12 protein-coding genes are annotated in these 17396 nt (G+C 71.4%); 11 read left to right on the forward strand and 1 reads right to left on the reverse strand.

What is annotated here, in order from left to right; all coding sequences use genetic code 11:
• Position 1: 1 nt before the first annotated feature.
• From gcvH to ggt, 6 genes are read left to right on the forward strand one after another with little or no spacing between them, the layout of a single operon-like run.
• Positions 2–373 carry a glycine cleavage system protein GcvH gene (gene gcvH, locus OF850_RS11370; RefSeq protein ID WP_301590215.1) on the forward strand — a complete coding sequence of 124 codons (372 nt, stop codon included), beginning with the start codon at positions 2–4 and terminating at the stop codon, positions 371–373.
• Positions 370–3243: an aminomethyl-transferring glycine dehydrogenase gene (gene gcvP, locus OF850_RS11375; protein ID WP_301590216.1), complete on the forward strand. Its 2874-nt coding sequence runs from the start codon at positions 370–372 to the stop codon at positions 3241–3243. Before gcvH ends, gcvP begins: the two co-directional genes overlap by 4 nt.
• Positions 3244–3276: 33 nt before the next feature.
• Positions 3277–4683, forward strand: coding sequence for a threonine synthase (gene thrC, locus OF850_RS11380; protein WP_301590217.1), 1407 nt, complete (start codon positions 3277–3279; stop codon positions 4681–4683).
• Positions 4684–4691: 8 nt separating this feature from the next.
• Positions 4692–5957 carry a M16 family metallopeptidase gene (locus OF850_RS11385; RefSeq protein ID WP_301590255.1) on the forward strand — a complete coding sequence of 422 codons (1266 nt, stop codon included), beginning with the start codon at positions 4692–4694 and terminating at the stop codon, positions 5955–5957.
• On the forward strand, positions 5954–7282 hold the full coding sequence (locus tag OF850_RS11390) for a TldD/PmbA family protein (RefSeq protein WP_301590218.1): 1329 nt from the start codon (positions 5954–5956) through the stop codon (positions 7280–7282). Before OF850_RS11385 ends, OF850_RS11390 begins: the two co-directional genes overlap by 4 nt.
• Before the next feature lie 14 nt (positions 7283–7296).
• The gene (gene ggt / locus OF850_RS11395; RefSeq protein WP_301590219.1) at positions 7297–8964 is read left to right on the forward strand and encodes a gamma-glutamyltransferase; all 1668 of its coding nucleotides are present in this window, start codon (positions 7297–7299) and stop codon (positions 8962–8964) included.
• Between the two features lie 6 nt (positions 8965–8970).
• Here ggt and OF850_RS11400 read toward each other — a convergent pair whose 3' ends face one another.
• Positions 8971–10731 (reverse strand): solute carrier family 23 protein, encoded by a 1761-nt coding sequence (locus OF850_RS11400; protein WP_301590220.1) that lies wholly within the window; start codon positions 10729–10731, stop codon positions 8971–8973.
• 106 nt (positions 10732–10837) lie between these two features.
• Between OF850_RS11400 and OF850_RS11405 the strand changes: the two genes are divergently transcribed.
• The 5 genes from OF850_RS11405 to OF850_RS11425 all read left to right on the forward strand — a co-directional run bounded on the left by OF850_RS11405 (position 10838) and on the right by OF850_RS11425 (position 17327).
• On the forward strand, positions 10838–11704 hold the full coding sequence (locus tag OF850_RS11405; protein ID WP_301590221.1) for a glycine--tRNA ligase subunit alpha: 867 nt from the start codon (positions 10838–10840) through the stop codon (positions 11702–11704).
• Between the two features lie 118 nt (positions 11705–11822).
• Positions 11823–13874: a glycine--tRNA ligase subunit beta gene (glyS, locus tag OF850_RS11410; RefSeq protein ID WP_301590222.1), complete on the forward strand. Its 2052-nt coding sequence runs from the start codon at positions 11823–11825 to the stop codon at positions 13872–13874.
• Between the two features lie 11 nt (positions 13875–13885).
• A complete protein-coding gene (gene ppdK / locus OF850_RS11415) occupies positions 13886–16558 on the forward strand; it encodes a pyruvate, phosphate dikinase (protein WP_301590223.1) in 2673 nt (890 codons plus the stop codon).
• 26 nt (positions 16559–16584) lie between these two features.
• Positions 16585–17010, forward strand: coding sequence for a GNAT family N-acetyltransferase (locus OF850_RS11420; protein ID WP_301590224.1), 426 nt, complete (start codon positions 16585–16587; stop codon positions 17008–17010).
• Positions 17011–17057: 47 nt separating this feature from the next.
• Positions 17058–17327 (forward strand): hypothetical protein, encoded by a 270-nt coding sequence (locus OF850_RS11425; protein ID WP_301590225.1) that lies wholly within the window; start codon positions 17058–17060, stop codon positions 17325–17327.
• Positions 17328–17396: the final 69 nt, after the last annotated feature.

Raw genomic sequence — 17396 nt, forward strand, 5'->3', positions numbered from 1 at the left:
CATGACCATGAAGTTCACCAAGGACCATGAGTGGCTCCGCTTCGAGGGCGAGGCGGCGACGGTGGGCATCACCGACCATGCGCAGAACGCGCTGGGCGACGTGGTCTTCGTCGACCTGCCGGAGCCGGGCCGCGAGGTCCAGGCCGGCGAGGCCATCGCGGTGGTGGAGAGCGTGAAGGCGGCGAGCGACGTCTACGCCCCGGTCACCGGCAAGATCGTCGAGGTGAACGCCGCGCTGGTGGACAACCCCGGCCTGGTGAACCAGGCGCCGACCGGCGAGGGGTGGTTCTTCCGCATCGCCCCCGAGGGCGAGCTGCCGGACGGCCTCATGGACGCTGACGCCTATGCCTCGCACGTGGAGAGCCTCGCATGAGCGACCTCGCCACGCTGGCGGAACTCGAAGACCAGGGTGAATTCATCCGGCGCCACATCGGCCCCTCTGAGGCCGAGATCGCAGAGATGCTGCGCGTCGTCGGCGCGGCGAGCCTGGAGGAGCTGGTCTCCCGCACCGTGCCCGGCCCGATCCGCGGCGCCGACCTGTCCGCCCTGCCCGCCCCGGTGAACGAGGCGGGCGCCCTGGCCGAGCTTCGCGCCATCGCCGCGCGCAACCAAGTGAAGCGCTCGCTCCTCGGCATGGGGTATCACGGCACGCGCACCCCGCCGGTCATCCTGCGCAATGTGCTGGAAAACCCCGGCTGGTACACCGCCTACACCCCCTATCAGGCGGAGATCGCCCAGGGCCGGCTGGAGGCGCTGGTCAACTTCCAGACCATGGTGACGGACCTCACGGGCCTGCCGGTCGCCAATGCCTCGCTGCTCGACGAGGGCACGGCGGCGGCGGAGGCGGTGACGTTGGCGCACGGGCAGCACAAGGGCCGCTCCGACGTGCTGGTGGTGGCCGATGACCTCCATCCCCAGACCCTTGCCGTGGTGCGCGTGCGCGCCGAGCCGGTGGGAATCCGCATCGTGGTGGCGCCCGCCGCCGGCCTCGCGGCTTCGGTCGCGGCAGAGAAGCCCTTCGCCGTTCTGACCCAGTATCCGGGCACGGAAGGCGCGCTGCGCGACATCGCGCCCGAGATCGCGGCGGCGCAGGAAGCAGGCGCGCTTTCGATCGTCGCCACGGACCTGCTGGCCCTGACGCTGCTCACCCCGCCCGGCGAGATGGGGGCGGACATCGTCGTCGGCTCCTCGCAGCGCTTCGGCGTGCCGATGGGCTATGGCGGGCCCCACGCCGCCTTCATGGCGGTGAAGGACGCGCTGAAGCGCTCCCTGCCCGGACGCCTCGTCGGCGTGTCGGTGGACGCGATGGGCGCGCCGGCCATGCGCCTCGCACTGCAGACGCGCGAACAGCACATCCGCCGCGAGAAGGCGACGAGCAACATCTGCACCGCGCAGGTGCTGCTGGCCGTCATCGCCTCCATGTACGCGGTGTGGCACGGGCCGGAAGGGCTGACGCGCATCGCACGCCGGGTGAGCCTGCTGGCGCAGCTGCTGGCCGGCGCCTCCCGTTTTCCGCTGCGCCACGAGGCCTTCTTCGACACCGTCGCCTTCGAGACGGGCGCCGAGACCGACGCGGTCCTGGCGGCGGCGCTGGAGGCCGGGTTCAACCTGCGCCGCCTGGACGGCGCCGTCGCCGTCGCGCTGGACGAGACGGTGACGCGCGAGGAGCTGGATGCGCTTTGCCGCGTTCTGGGCAGCGCACCGGGTTCTGCAAAGGGCGGCATCCCGGCAGCGCTTGAACGGCGCTCCCCCTTCCTCCGGGCGGAGGTGTTCAACACCCACCACGCCGAGCACGCGATGCTGCGCTACCTGAAGCGGCTCGAGGACAAGGACGTGGCGCTCAATCGCTCCATGATCCCGCTCGGCTCCTGCACCATGAAGCTGAATGCCACGGCGGAGATGATCCCGATCACCTGGCCGGGCTTCAGCGAGCTGCATCCCTTCGCGCCCGCGGACCAGGCCGAGGGCTACATCGCCCTGATCCGCCAGCTTGAGGCGTGGCTCTGCGCCGTGACCGGCTTCGCCGCCGTGTCCCTGCAGCCCAATGCCGGGTCGCAGGGGGAGTATGCCGGGCTGCTCGCCATCCGCGCCTGGCACCATTCGCGCGGCGAGGCGCAGCGCGACGTGTGCCTCATCCCGTCCAGCGCGCACGGCACCAACCCTGCCTCGGCCGTCATGGCCGGGATGAAGGTGGTGGTCGTGGCCTGCGACCGCGACGGCAACGTGGACCTGTCCGACTTGCGCGCGAAGGCGGAGGCGCACAAGGACCGCCTCGCGGCCCTCATGGTCACCTACCCCTCCACCCATGGCGTGTTCGAGGAGGCGATCCGCGAGATCTGCGCCGTGATCCACGAGCGGGGCGGGCAGGTCTACATGGACGGCGCCAACATGAACGCGCAGGTCGGCCTCACCTCGCCCGCCGCGATCGGCGCCGACGTGTGCCACCTGAACCTGCACAAGACCTTCTGCATCCCGCATGGCGGCGGCGGGCCGGGCGTCGGCCCGGTGGGGGTGGCGGCGCATCTCGCGCCCTTCCTGCCCAACCACCCGCTTCTGGCCGAGGCGGGGCCGGAGACCGGCGTCGGGCCGGTCAGCGCCGCGCCCTTCGGCTCGGCCGCGATCCTGCCCATCTCCTACGCCTATATCCGCATGATGGGAGCGGAGGGGATGCGGCGCGCGACGGGGGTCGCCATCCTCAACGCCAACTACATGGCGGCGCGTCTGCGCGACCATTTCCCGGTGCTGTACCGCGGCGCCAAGGGCATGGTGGCGCATGAGTGCATCCTGGATTGCCGCGGCTTCGGCCAGGGCGGCGGGGTGCTGGTGGAGGACATCGCCAAGCGCCTGCAGGATTACGGGTTCCACGCCCCCACCATGTCCTGGCCGGTCAACGGCACGCTGATGGTGGAGCCGACGGAAAGCGAGCCCAAGGCGGAGATGGATCGCTTCATTGAGGCGATGGTGAGCATTCGGGCCGAGATCCGCGCCGTCGAGCAGGGACGGGCCGACCGCAAGGACAATCCCCTGAAGAACGCCCCGCACACGGCGGCGGAGGTGATGTCGGGCGACTGGTCCCACCCCTATAGCCGGGAGGAGGCCGCCTTCCCCCTGCCCTGGGTCCGCGCCGCCAAGTACTGGCCGCCGGTGAAGCGCGTGGACAATGTCCATGGCGATCGCAACCTGGTCTGCACCTGCGCGCCGCTGGAGGCCTACGCCGAGCGCCAGCTTCAGGCCGCCGAGTAGCCGGAAGGGGCGGAACCCGTTACGTTCCGCCCCATGCGCTATGTGTCCACCCGTGGCGAAGCCGCCCCCCGCGGCTTCGAGGATGTCCTGCTTGCCGGGCTGGCGGAGGATGGCGGGCTGTTCCTGCCCGAATCCTGGCCACATTTCAGCCCTGCCGAATGGCGCGCCATGCGCGGCCTTCCCTATGCGGAACTGGCCGCCCGGGTGATCCACCCCTTCACGGGCGGCTCCATCCCCTTCGAGACGCTGCTGGGCCTGTGCCGGGACTCCTATGCCGGGTTCCGCCACCCGGCCGTGGCGCCGCTGGTGCAGCTCGACTCCCGCGCCTTCGCGCTGGAGCTGTTCCACGGCCCCACCCTGGCCTTCAAGGACATGGCGCTGCAGCTGCTGGGCCGGCTCTTCGACCACGTGCTGGCGAAGCGGGGCGAGCGCATCACCATTGTCGGCGCCACCTCGGGCGACACCGGCTCCGCCGCCATCGAGGCGTGCCGGGACCGCGCCTCGGTGGACATCGTGATCCTGCATCCGCTGGGCCGCACCTCCGAGGTGCAGCGGCGGCAGATGACCACGGTGCCGTCGCCCAACGTCGCCAACCTGGCCATCGAGGGCAGCTTCGACGACTGCCAGGACCTGGTGAAGGCGATGTTCGTGGACGCGCCTTTCCGGGAGGAGATGCGCCTCGCCGCGGTGAACAGCATCAACTGGGCGCGCATCGCGGCGCAGATCCCCTACTACGCCGCCGCCGCCCTGGCCCTGGGCGTGCCGGAGCGCGAGGTGGCGGTCAGCGTGCCCACCGGGAATTTCGGCAACGTGCTGGCGGCCTGGGCGGCGAAGCGCATGGGGCTGCCCATCGGCCGCTTCATCGTCGGCGCCAACCGCAACGACATTCTCGCGCGCTTCCTCGCCTCCAACGACATGAGCGCGAAGCCGGTGGAGCCCTCGCTCTCGCCCTCCATGGACATCCAGGTTTCCTCCAATTTCGAGCGGTTGCTCTACGGGCTTCTGGGCGACGATCCGGCGGCGACCGCGCGGGTGATGCGCGAGTTCCGCGCCACCGGGCGGATGCCGGTGCCCGACGTCGCCTGGCGCGCCGCGGTCGCGGAGTTCCAGGGCTTCACCCTGGACGATGCCGGCACGCTGGAGGAGATCCGCCGCGTCTACCGCGCCTCCGGCTACCTGCTGGACCCGCACACGGCGGTCGGCACCGCCGCCGCCCGCGCCCTGGCGCCGGAGAACAAGGGCATGCCAGTGATCGTCGCCGCCACCGCCCACCCTGCCAAGTTCCCCGACGCGGTGGAGCAGGCCACCGGGCTGCGCCCCGCCCTGCCCCCTGCCCTGGCCGACCTGTTCGAGCGGGAGGAGCGCTTCTCCGTGCTGCCGAACGATTTGCGTGAGGCGCAGAGCTTCGTGCGAAGCCATGCACTCCGCAACGCTGCGTGAAGGCCCATATCCGGAACATGCTGAACATCACCACCCTGCCCAGCGGCCTGATCGTCGCCTCCGAGCACATGCCGCGGGTCGAGACGGTCTCCATCGGCGCCTATGTCCATGCCGGCACGCGCAACGAGAGCGCGGAGGAGAACGGCGCCTCCCACTTCCTGGAGCACATGGCCTTCAAGGGCACGGGCAAGCGCGACGCCGCCGCCATCGCGCGGGAGATCGAGAATGTGGGCGGCCACATCAACGCCTACACGGCGCGGGAGCAAACCGCCTATTACTGCAAGGTGCTGAAGGAGGATGCAGGGCTGGCCGCCGACATCATCGGCGACATCCTCTGCCACTCCACCCTGGTCCCGGATGAGCTGGAGCGCGAACGCGGCGTCATCCTGCAGGAGATCGGCCAGGCCAACGACACGCCGGACGACATCGTCTTCGACCATTTCCAGGAGACGTGCTTCCCCGACCAGCCCATGGGCCGCCCCACGCTGGGCCGCGCCGAGATCATCGAGCGCATGCCGCGCGAGGCGCTGACCGGCTACATGCGCCGCCACTACGGCCAGTCGCGCATGGTGGTCGCCGCCGCCGGCGCCATCGAGCACGAGGCGCTGCTGGAGATGGTCCGCACCCATTTCGGGGACCTGCCCGACGTCGCGCCCCCCGCGCCCGAGCCGGCCCGCTACCGGGGCGGCGAGTTCCGCGAGGAGCGGGAGCTGGACCAGGTCCACCTCGTGCTCGGCTTCCCCGGCACGCGCTATGGCGACGAGGACCACCACGCCTCGCTGCTGCTTTCCACCCTGCTCGGCGGCGGCATGTCCTCGCGGCTCTTCCAGGAGATCCGGGAGAAGCGCGGGCTGGTCTATTCCATCTATTCCTTCGCCCACCCCTACGAGGATAGCGGCGTCTTCGCCTTCTACGCAGGCACGGGCGAGGATCAGGCGGCGGAGCTCGTGCCCGTGGCGGTGGAGGAGCTGAAGCGCGTCCAGCGCGACGTGACGCCGGACGAGCTGAACCGCGCCAAGGCGCAGCTTCGCGCCTCCCTGCTCATGTCGCTGGAAAGCACCGGCTCGCGCTGCGAGCAGATCGCGCGGCAGATCCAGGTGCATGGGCGGGTGATCCCGGTGGAGGAAACCAAGGCCAAGATCGCCGCCGTCTCCGTGGAGGACGTGCAGCGCGTCGCGGCCAAGCTGTTCCGCAGCACCCCCTCCCTCGCCACGCTGGGTCCGATCTCCCGCGTGCCTTCCCTGGCCAGCATCGCCGAAAGCCTGGCGGCGTGAACCGGCAGGACCGCCTGGGCGCCCTGCTGGACGCCGCCCGCCGCGCCGGGGCGGATGGGGCCGATGCGCTGTTGGTCGAATCCGCCTCCTTGGCGGTGGGGCGCCGCCTCGGGCAGATCGAGCAGCTGGAACGGTCGGAATCGGTGGATTTCGGCCTGCGCGTCTTCCTCGGCCGCCGCGTCGCGACGGTGAGCGGCACCGACGCCTCGCCCGAGGGCTTCGCCGCCCTGGCCGAGCGCGCCGTCGCCATGGCCCGCGTGGTGCCCGAGGACCCGCATGCGGAGATCCCGGACGTGCCCGCCGCAGCGGATGCAAGCGGCCTCGACCTCGACGACCACCAGGAACCCTCGGCCGAGGCGCTGCTGGACCGCGCCGCAGCGGCCGAGGAAGCGGCCCTGGCCGTTTCCGGCGTGTCCAACAGCGAAGGCGCCTCGGCCGGCTGGACGCGCGGCACCCGCGCCCTCGCCACCTCGCGCGGCTTCTTCGGCGAATATGTCCGCGGTTCCCACTCGCTTTCCGCCACCGCCCTGGCCGGCGAAGGAACTGGGATGCAGCGCGACTACGACTACAGCGCCGCCACCCACCTCGCCGACCTCGACGCGCCGGAGGTGATCGGCCGCAAGGCCGGGGAGCAGGCGGTGGCGCGGCTGAACCCGACCCGTCCCCGCTCCGGCACGGTGCCGGTGGTGTACCACCCGCGCGTGGCGAACTCGCTGCTGTCCCACCTGGCAAACGCCATCAACGGGGCCTCCATCGCGCGCGGCACCTCCTTCCTGCGCGATGCCATGGGCAAGCAGATCCTACCCGCCGGGATGACGGTGTGGGACGACCCGCTGCGCGCGCGCGGCCTCCGTTCCCGTCCCTTCGACGGGGAAGGGGTGCCGGGGCGTCGCCTTGCCCTGGTCGAAGGCGGGGTGCTGCGCTCCTGGCTGCTCGATTCACGGTCTGCCCGCCAGCTGAGCCTCGCCTCCACCGGCCATGCCGCGCGCGGAACGGGCGGCCCGCCCACCCCCTCCCCCAGCAATCTCTGGGTCGAGGCGGGCGCCCCCACGCCGGACGCGCTGATGGCCGATATCCGCGAGGGGCTCTTCGTGACCGAGCTGATCGGCATGGGGGTGAACGGCGTGACGGGCGACTACTCGCGCGGCGCCGCCGGCTTCATGATTCGCGACGGCCGCCTTGCCGAGCCGGTGAGCGAGATCACCATCGCCGGCCGCCTCCCCGAGATGTTCCTGGCGCTTTCCGCCGCCTCCGACCTCGTCTTCCGGCGGGGGACGGACGCGCCGACTCTGCGCGTGGAAGGGATGACGCTGGCGGGCGCCTGAGGCAAGCTGGGCGCATGGCAAACTGGCGCGACCGGGCAGGCAGCCCCTTCACCCCCGAGAAACACCCGGCAACCGGGCGGCGGGGGATGGTGGTCACCAACCATCCGGCCGCCAGCGCCGCCGGGGCGCAGATGCTGGCGGAGGGCGGCACGGCAACCGACGCAGCCGTCGCCGCCCTGCTCGCCCTTTCGGTCTGCGAGCCGATGATGGTGGGGCTGTTCGGCGGCGGGATGATGCATCTCGCCGGGCCGGACGGGGAACATGCCATCCTGGACGGCATGGCCTCCGCCCCCTTCTCCGCCCGGCCGGAGATGTTCGAGGACCACCCGCCGACGCGGCGCACCGTGGGGGCGCTGTCGGTCTGCGTCCCGCGCAACCTCCTGGCCTGGGAGGAGGCGCTGCAGCAATACGGGCGCTTTTCCCTGGCCGATTGCGCCGAGCCGGCGATCCGCCTCGCCGAGCGCGGCTTCCGCACCGGCGGCTACCTGGCCGAATGCATCGCCGAGACGGCGCCCGACTTGGCGCGGGACCGCGCCATTGCCGCCCTGTTCATGCCGGGCGGCACGCCGCTGCCTGCGGGCAGCCTGCTCCGTAATCCCGCCCTGGGCGAGACGCTGCGCACCGTCGCCAAGGAAGGGGCCGGCACGCTGCATGGGGGCGATATCGGCTCCTCCGCCGTGCTGCAGCTGGCGCGGCGCGGCGGCATCGTTTCCACCGACGACCTCGCCGCCGTGCGCGCCACCTGGCGAGAGCCGGTGCGCGGCGCCTATCGCGGCGCCGAGGTGATCGGCCCGCCGCCCCCCTCGGCTGGCGGCGTCCACCTGCTGCAGATGCTGAAGGTGATGGAGGGCTTCGACGTGGCGCGGCTGGGCTTCGGCACCGCGGCGTCGCTGCACCTCGTCGCGGAATGCCTGAAGATCGCCTTCGCCGACCGCGCCGCCGCCACGGCCGACCCGGACTTCATCCCGGTCCCCGTCGCCCGGCTCTTGGACCGCGGCTATGCGGCAGAGCGGCGCGCCCTGATCGACCCGGCCGCCGCGCGGCGCTGGACGGCAGGGGTGGAGCCCTCGCGGGAAGGGGCGAACACGACCCACGTCACCGTGGCGGATGGCGAGGGTGGCATCGCCTGCTGCACGCACACCATCAACAGCCTGTTCGGCGCCCGCCTCCTTCTCCCCGAAACGGGGCTGATCCCCAACAACTACATGGCGCTGTTCGACCCCGTGCCCGGACGCGCCCAGTCTGTCGATGCCTGCAAGCGCGTCACCACCTCCATGGCGCCCACGGTGATCCGCCGCGACGGCGCGCCCTGGGCCGCGCTCGGCCTGCCGGGGGGATTGCGGATCTTCGGCTCGGTGTTCCAGGCGGTGATGAACCTGCTGGACCACAAGATGAGCCTGCAAGAGGCGGTGGAGGCCCCGCGCATCTGGACCGATGGCGGCAAGGTGGAGGTGGAGGCCGGCATCGCCCCCGCTGCCCGCTCCGCCCTCGCCGCGCTAGGCCACGAGGTGCAGCCCGTGCCGCACGTGGCGGGCGGGATGTGCGGCATCCGCTTCGAGGGGGACGGGATGCTGGAAGGAGCGGCGTGCTGGCGGGCCGATGGCGCCCCGCTCGGCCTGGGCGGCGGCCCCGCCCGGCAGGGCGTGCGCTTCTGGCCCGATGCGGGAACACCAAAGGCCTGAGCCGGCCTACTCGCTGAAGACGAGCTCCAGCACAGCATCCTCGCCTTGGGCGCGGACCGCGCAGGAATCGGCCTCCCGCGCCGCCAGCCACATGGCGAAGCCTTCCTGCGCCATTGCGCCGCCGGTCAGGTCCTCCACGCGCGGGGTCCGGGCCGGCAGGGGCAGCTTCGCCCCCCGGTAGCGCAGCAGGAGGACGAGGCGCCCATCGGCGTGGCGCATCTCCGCCTCGATGCGCGTCACGCCCCGCACGGCCAGGATCTCCGCCACCTCAATGGCGGCATGGGCGGTGGCATCGGCCGTGGCGCGGCGCAGCCCGAACCCGCCCGAGGCGCGCTCGACGAACCGCTCGATCTCGCGGTTCGCCTCGGCATCCAGAGTGATCGTGGCGCGCTCCCGCTGCTGCACCAGTGGCAGGGTCAGCAGGTGGACCCCCATGGAGACGAGGAAGCCCAGCGTCACCGGCCCCAGCAGCGCCTCGGGCAGCACCGTCGCCAGCCGATCGGGCGCCAGCAGGGCGAGCAGGGCGGCGGCAAGGCCCAGCCCGACGCAGGCGGTGCGGCGCCGGTCCAGCACCCGGCTGGCGATCTGCTGCGCGCCGGAAGCGAGGATGAAGCAGGTGATGTGCAGCAGCAGCGCCGCCGCGACCGGCGCGGGCAGGAGGAGCATCTGCGCCAGCAGCCAGGGCGAGCAGGCCAGCAGCAGCAGGAGCGCGCAGTTCAGCCAGATCACCGCCCGCGCCAGCACCCGCGTCGCGACCGCCAGCCCGACCCCGCCGGAGGAGGTCGTCGCGGTCATCGCGCCCAGCGTCGCCGTCGCGGCCATGCCCAGCATCGCCGCGATCAGGGAGCGCTGCAGCGGCCCCGGGTCGGGCTTCACCCAGAGCGCGTTGCCCTCGCGCTGCAGGACCAGCGCATTGCCCAGCACGCCCGGAATCAGGCACAGCCCCGCGACCAGGAAGGGCAGGACGAGGCCCCAGTCGAAGGCGGCGAAATCCGGCAAGCGCGGTACGGGCAGGGCCAGGAGGGGCTGCGCGGCCACCTCGGCCAGCGCCACCTCGCCGGGCGGCCAGAGCACGAGGCCCAGGACGGTCCCGATTCCGCCCCCCAGCAGCAGGGCGAAAGGGGCGAGCCGCCAGCGCAGCACGGAAAGCAGCACGATCAGCCCGAGCGCCGCCAGCAGGAACCCCTCCTCCGCCATGCCTTCCTCCGTCCCGAGGCCGAGTTCGGCCACGCGCGGCAGGAGGCTGAGGCCGAGCGAGAAGGACACGACCCCCGCCACCTCCACCGGCATCAGGCGCAGGAGACCGGGCAGGAGCAGCACGAGGCCCAGCCCGATCAGCGCCGCGACCAGGATGGCAGGCCCGGCCTGCGCCATGCCGAGCCCCAGCCCGGCGGCGGTGAGATGCGCCCCCAGGCTGACCGGCGACGGGATGCAGGACAGCGCATAGCCCGACCCCACGGGCCCGCGCGGCAGCAGGTGCAGCGCCGCGGTCACCGCCATGCCCACCAGGGTGAGGGACAGCAACGCCACCGTCTCGCCGGGCCCGAGGGCGAGGGCCCGCGCCAGGACGAGGGGCAGCAGCAGGTAGACCGCCTGGACCGCAAGGTGCTGCAGGGCGAAGCCCAGCGCCGCCCCCGGCGGAACCGGATCGGCCACGTCAAGGGCGATGTCGGCGGGCGGGCGGACGCGATGGTCCCGCCTGCGATCGGCCCAACCCGGCAGCGCCAGTCGGGAAGCGGCGACCGGCTGTGGCGTCGAATCGGGCATTGGCGCAATCTTTCATGCCCTGGTCGCGGGCCGCAACGCGCCTGCAACTTCCCGGCTTGGACAGGCTTGGGTATGCTGCGCCGCAACGACGCCAGCCCGGAAGCCGATGAGCAACGACCGCCCACCCTCCTTCCAGGAGATGATCCTGCGCCTGCACGCGTTCTGGGCGGAGCGGGGCTGCCTGATCCTCCAGCCCTACGACATGGAGATGGGCGCCGGCACCTTCCACCCGGCGACGACGCTGCGCGCCCTGGGCCCGCAGCCCTGGAGCGCGGCCTATGTGCAGCCCTCTCGCCGCCCCACCGACGGGCGCTATGGCGAGAACCCGAACCGCCTCCAGCACTACTACCAGTACCAGGTGATCCTGAAGCCGAGCCCGCCCGACCCGCAATCCTTGCTGATCGACAGCTACCGTGCCATCGGCATCGACCCGGCGCTGCACGACATCCGCTTCGTGGAGGATGACTGGGAAAGCCCGACCCTGGGCGCCTGGGGCCTGGGCTGGGAGGTGTGGTGCGACGGGATGGAGGTGACGCAGTTCACCTATTTCCAGCAGGTCGGCGGCATCGCCTGCGAGGTGCCGAGCTGCGAGCTGACCTACGGGTTGGAACGGCTGGCCATGTACATCCAGGGCGTCGAGAACGTGTACGACCTCGACTTCAACGGCCAGGGAGTTTCCTACGGCGACGTTTTCCTGCGGGCCGAGCGCGAATACAGCGCCCATAACTTCGAGCACGCAAACATCGACCTCCTGAAGCGCCAGTTCGAGGAAGCGGAGCTGGAATGCCGGGCGCTGGCCGCCCAGGGCCTCGCCATGCCGGCCTACGACCACTGCATCAAGGCCAGCCACCGCTTCAACCTGCTGGACGCGCGCGGCGCCATCTCCGTCGCCGAGCGCGCCGCCTATATCGGGCGGGTCCGCGACCTGGCGAAGCGCTGCTGCGAAACCTGGCTCGCCAAGGACGCAGCGTGACTCCCCGCATGCCGAGCCTTAGCATGGGCAGGACGCTGGCCCGGGGGTCCGTCACGCCTGCCACTCCTCTTTCCCTGGGCGAAGCCGTCGCCCGCAGCGATGTGAAGCCCGCGACCTGATGCCCGAATTGCTGGTTGAGCTGTTCTCCGAGGAAATTCCCGCGCGCATGCAGGCCCGCGCGGCGGAGGATCTGGCACGCCTTCTCGCCGATGCGCTGAAGCCCGCCGGGCTGGTACTTGAGGGCGTCCGCAGCTTCCACGGCCCACGCCGCATCGCCCTGTCCTGCACTTTGCCCGCGGCGACCGCGGCGGTGGAGGAGGAGCGCCGCGGCCCCCGCGCCGACGCCACCGGCCCGGCCCTGGAGGGGTTCCTGCGCGCCACCGGCCTGCCGCGCGAAGGGCTAGAGGAGCGCGACACCGGCAAGGGCGTGTACCTCTACGCCGTGATCCGCCGCCCCGGCCGACCGACGGCCGAGCTGCTGGCCGAGGCGCTGCCTGCCCTGCTGCGCCGCTTTCCCTGGCCGAAATCCATGCGTTGGGGCGATGGCTCCGGCTTCACCTGGGTCCGTCCCTTGCAGCGCATCCTCTGCGTCTTCGACGGCGCGGCCGTGCCCTTCGCCCTCGCCGCCGAGGGTGATGACGGGCACGGGCTGCGCACGGGCGAGAAAACGGAAGGACATCGCATCCTGTCGCCCGGCGCCTTCGCCGCGCGCGACGCCGCGTCCTGGGAAGCCGGGCTGCGCGAGCGCCACGTGGTCGCCGACGCCGCGGAGCGCGAGGCGCTGATCGAGCGCGGCGTCGCCGAACTTGCCACTGCCGAGGGGCTGGAGGTGGTGCCCGATCGCGGCCTGCTGGCCGAGGTGGCGGGGTTGGTGGAATGGCCGGTCCCACTGCTGGGCCGCATTGACGACGCCTTCATGGACCTGCCGGCAGAGGTGATGCGGACCTCCATGCGGGTGAACCAGCGCTATTTCGCGCTGCGCCACCGCGACGGGCGGGCGGCCAACCGCTTTGCCCTGGTGGCCAACATCCCGGCCACGGATGGCGGCGCGAAGATCATCGCGGGCAATGAGCGCGTGCTGCGCGCCCGCCTCTCCGACGCGCGCTTCTTCTGGGACAATGACCGCAAGGCCGGGCTGGAAAGCTTCCTGCCGAAGCTGGAGGGCGTGACCTTCCACGCCAAGCTCGGCACCCAGGCACAGCGCGTCGAGCGGATCGTGGCGCTGGCGCGGCACCTCGCGCCGCTGGTCGGCGCCGACACGGAACTGGCGGCGCGCGCAGCGAAGCTGTGCAAGGCCGACCTCGCCTCCGGCATGGTGGGCGAGTTTCCCGAGTTGCAGGGCGTGATGGGCGGCTACTACGCCCGCGAGGCCGGGCTCGACCCTCGCATCGCCGATGCCATCGCGCAGCATTACCGCCCGCTTGGGCCGACGGATGCCGTGCCTTCCGAACCGATGGCGGTGGCGGTGGCGCTGGCCGACAAGCTGGACACGCTGGCCGGCTTCTTCGCGGTGGGCGAGAAGCCGACCGGATCGGGCGACCCCTTCGCGCTGCGCCGCGCCGCGCTGGGGGTGATCCGCATCATCCGGGAGAACGAGCTGCGGCTGCCCCTGCGGCAGGTCTTCGCCGCCGCGCGCCCAGACGCGCCGGTCGGCGAGTTGCTGGACTTCCTGCTGGAACGCCTTCGCGTCCAGCTTCGTGCCGAGGGGCAGCGCCACGACGTGGTCGCCGCCTCCATCGGCAGCGATGACGACCTCACCCGCATCCTCGCGCGCGGCGAGGCCCTTAAGGCGCTGCTGGACACCGAGGATGGCGCCAACCTCCTCGCTGCCTACAAGCGCGCCGCCAACATCCTCCGCATTGAGGAGAAGAAGGACGGGCGCGCCTATTCCGGCCCGGTCAACGCCGGGCTGCTCGCCGCGCCGGAGGAAGCCGCGCTCGACTCCGCCATCGCGGAGATCTGGCCGCTGACGCGCCAGCGCCTGGATGCCGAGGATTTCGCCGGTGCCACGGGCGCGCTCGCGCGGCTCCGCGCGCCCGTGGACGCGTTTTTCGACAAGGTCGTGGTGAATGCCGAGGACCCGCAGCTTCGGGTCAATCGACTGCTTCTGCTTTCCAGCCTCCGCGCTGCCGCCGACCAGGTGGCGGAGCTTTCCAAGATCGAAGCCTGAGGAACAGCCTGATGACGCAATGGGTGTACAGCTTCGGCGCGGGCCACAACGAAGGCCGCGCGGACATGCGCAACCTCCTGGGCGGCAAGGGTGCCAACCTGGCGGAGATGGCGAGCATCGGCCTGCCCGTGCCCCCCGGCTTCACCATCACCACCGAGGTCTGCACGCATTTCTACGCCAACGGGAAGCAGTACCCCGCGGCGCTGAAGGCCGACGTGCAAGCCGCCCTGGTGCGGGTGGAGGAGGCGGTCGGCCTCCGGTTCGGTGATGCTGCCAAGCCGCTGCTGGTCTCGGTCCGCTCCGGCGCCCGCGTCTCCATGCCGGGCATGATGGACACGGTGCTGAACCTGGGCCTGAACGACACGACGGTGGAGGGGCTGTCCGCCGCTTCCGGCGATGCGCGCTTCGCCTGGGATTCCTATCGCCGCTTCATCCAGATGTACGGCTCCGTCGTGCTCGGCGTGGACCATCACCGCTTCGAGGAGATCATCGAGGAGGTGAAGCTGTCGCGCGGCGTCGTCGAGGACACCGCCCTTTCCGCCACCGACTGGCGCGAGGTGGCTCAGGGCTATCAGGAGATGGTGGCCGAGGTGACGGGCGCCCCCTTCCCGCAGGATCCCGAAGCGCAGCTCTGGGGCGCGATCGGCGCCGTCTTCGAATCCTGGATGAACCAGCGCGCGATCACCTATCGCCGCCTGAACGACATCCCGGCCGAGTGGGGCACGGCGGTGAACGTGCAGGCCATGGTGTTCGGCAACATGGGCGAGGATTGCGCCACCGGCGTGTGCTTCACCCGTGACCCCTCGACCGGCGAGGACATCTTCTACGGCGAGTACCTGGTGAACGCGCAGGGCGAGGACGTCGTGGCGGGCATCCGCACGCCGCAGCCCATGTCGGCAGCCCGCGCCAAGCCCGGCGAGAAGCCGATGGAACAGGTGATGCCGGAAGCCTATGCCGAGCTCGTCCGCGTCCGCGAGGTGCTGGAGAAGCACTACAAGGACATGCAGGACATCGAGTTCACGGTGCAGCAGAACAAGCTCTACATGCTGCAGACGCGCAACGGGAAGCGCACCGCTGCCGCCTCGCTGAAGATCGCCGTGGACATGGCGCGCGAGGGGCTGATCGACGAGCGCGAGGCGGTGACGCGCGTGCACCCCGCCTCGCTCGACCAGCTGCTCCATCCGACGCTGGACCCGAAGGCGCCGCGCAAGACGCTCTCGAAGGGCCTGCCCGCCTCGCCGGGCGCGGCCTGCGGCGCAGTGGTGTTCTCCGCCGATGAGGCGGAGGCCCGCGCCCAGAAGGGCGAGAGCGTGATCCTGGTCCGCATCGAGACCTCGCCGGAGGACATCCACGGGATGCACGCGGCGCGCGGCATCCTGACGACGCGCGGCGGCATGACCAGCCACGCCGCCGTGGTGGCGCGCGGCATGGGCCGGCCCTGCGTGGCCGGCGCTGGCAGCATCACCGTGGACTATTCCGCCCAGGCGCTGATGGCAGGCGGCAACATCATCCGCGCCGGCGAGACGATCACCCTCGACGGCGCGACGGGCGAGGTGTTCATCGGCCCGGTGGCGATGATCGAGCCGCAGCTTTCCGGCGACTTCGCCACGCTGATGGAATGGGCCGACAAGGTGCGCCGCATGCGCGTACGCGCCAATGCCGAAACGCCGCTGGACGCCGAGACGGCGCGCAAGTTCGGCGCAGAGGGCATCGGGCTGTGCCGCACCGAGCACATGTTCTTCGACCCCGAGCGCATCGGCGCCGTGCGGCAGATGATCGTGAGCGAGACGGAGGAAGGTCGCCGCACCGCCCTGGCGAAGCTGCTGCCCTTCCAGCGCGACGACTTCACCGCGCTGTTCCGCATCATGGCCGGGCTGCCGGTGACGATCCGCCTGCTCGACCCGCCGCTGCACGAATTCCTGCCGCATGGCGAGGAGGAGATCGCGGAGCTCGCCGCCTCGCTGGGCGTGGATGCGCTGTCCATGCAGCGCCGCGCCAGCGACCTCGCGGAAGCCAACCCCATGCTCGGCCATCGCGGCTGCCGCCTGGGCATCACCTTCCCCGAGATCTACGAGATGCAGGCCCGCGCCATCTTCGAAGCGGCCGTGGCCGTGGCGAAGGAAACCGGCAAGGCCCCGGTGCCCGAGATCATGATCCCGCTGGTCATGGTGAAGAAGGAGCTGGAGATCACCCGCGCCCAGGTGGAGAAGGTGGCGCAGGAGGTGTTCAGCGAGACGGGCACGACGATCGAGTACATGGTCGGCACCATGATCGAGCTGCCGCGCGCCGCGCTGACCGCCGACAAGATCGCCGAGAGCGCCGACTTCTTCTCCTTCGGCACCAACGACCTGACGCAGACCACCTTCGGCCTGTCGCGCGACGACGCGGGTAAGTTCCTGCCCCACTACGTCGAGCGTAACATCCTGCCGAAGGACCCCTTCGTGTCCATCGACCCGGAAGGAGTGGGCGCGCTGGTGGAGATCGCCTGCGAGAAGGGGCGCGGCGTGAAGAACGGGCTGAAGCTCGGCATCTGCGGCGAGCATGGCGGCGACCCCGCCTCCGTCCAGTTCTGCGAGACGGTCGGGCTCGACTACGTGTCCTGCTCGCCCTACCGCGTGCCGGTGGCGCGGCTGGCAGCGGCGCAGGCCGCGCTCTCCTCCGGCACGATGGACCGCAACGCCTGATCCTGCGGCCCCTCGGCGATGGGGAGGTGGCGGCGCTGCGGGCGCTGCACGACGCCTCCTTTGCCGGCCTCGCCCGCGCCTATGACGCGCGGGCGGCCGCCCACGCCGCGCTGGTGGCGAAGCCGGAATACGAGGCGGATGTGCGGCGCTCCGACCTTTGGGTGGCGGAGCGGGACGGGCGGCTGCTCGGCAGCGCCGGTTGGCTGGCGCAGCCGGACGGCACGGCGCGGATCCGCAAGGTTTTCGTCCATCCCGATGCCGCGCGGCAGGGCGTGGCGACCGCGCTGGTCAGGGCGGCGGAGCAGCGCTCGGAGCGGAACCGCTTCGTGCTGCGCGCCTATCTCGACGCCGTGCCGCTGTATCGCCGCCTCGGCTACATGGATGACGTGCCCGGCGCGATGGAATTGCCGGGCGGCCTGTCCATGCCGGTGCTGTTCATGCGCAAGGGGTGACAAGCACCCTGCCTTGCTCTCCAATATTGGGAGAGAAAGGCGAGGCGATGCGTCCACACATTTTGGCTGTCCTGCTGACCGCAGGCTGCGCTGCCGAGCCGCCCTATGCTCCCTCGCCGCCCCCGGGCGACCCGCGCTGGAAGCCTGCGCCCGTTTCCCGCCTGCCGGATTCCTCCCAGCGGATCGAGCATGTGCGCGGCAACACCTTTCGTGTCTGGGGCTCGTCGCAGGGAACGCGAGGCGCCTATGGCTGGCCCAGCCGCGCCGGCAGCGCGCCCACCGGAACCTTTGGCGACCTGACGCCGGTCCGTCGCTGACCCGGCCCATCGGCGGCGCCGATCAAGCCTGCCGATCCTAGGGTTGGTGGCGGCAACGCTGCCTCGACA

The organism is Sabulicella glaciei (genome assembly GCF_026183895.1).
Classification (GTDB): domain Bacteria; phylum Pseudomonadota; class Alphaproteobacteria; order Acetobacterales; family Acetobacteraceae; genus Roseococcus; species Roseococcus glaciei.

Coding starts and splice junctions, on each gene's coding strand:
- OF850_RS11405 (WP_301590221.1), top strand. CDS start 10,838: ATGAGCAACGACCGCCCACCCTCCTTCCAGGAGATGATCCTGCGCCTG.
- gcvP (WP_301590216.1), top strand. CDS start 370: ATGAGCGACCTCGCCACGCTGGCGGAACTCGAAGACCAGGGTGAATTC.
- ggt (WP_301590219.1), top strand. CDS start 7,297: ATGGCAAACTGGCGCGACCGGGCAGGCAGCCCCTTCACCCCCGAGAAA.
- OF850_RS11400 (WP_301590220.1), bottom strand. CDS start 10,731: ATGCCCGATTCGACGCCACAGCCGGTCGCCGCTTCCCGACTGGCGCTG.
- gcvH (WP_301590215.1), top strand. CDS start 2: ATGACCATGAAGTTCACCAAGGACCATGAGTGGCTCCGCTTCGAGGGC.
- OF850_RS11425 (WP_301590225.1), top strand. CDS start 17,058: ATGCGTCCACACATTTTGGCTGTCCTGCTGACCGCAGGCTGCGCTGCC.
- ppdK (WP_301590223.1), top strand. CDS start 13,886: ATGACGCAATGGGTGTACAGCTTCGGCGCGGGCCACAACGAAGGCCGC.
- thrC (WP_301590217.1), top strand. CDS start 3,277: ATGCGCTATGTGTCCACCCGTGGCGAAGCCGCCCCCCGCGGCTTCGAG.
- glyS (WP_301590222.1), top strand. CDS start 11,823: ATGCCCGAATTGCTGGTTGAGCTGTTCTCCGAGGAAATTCCCGCGCGC.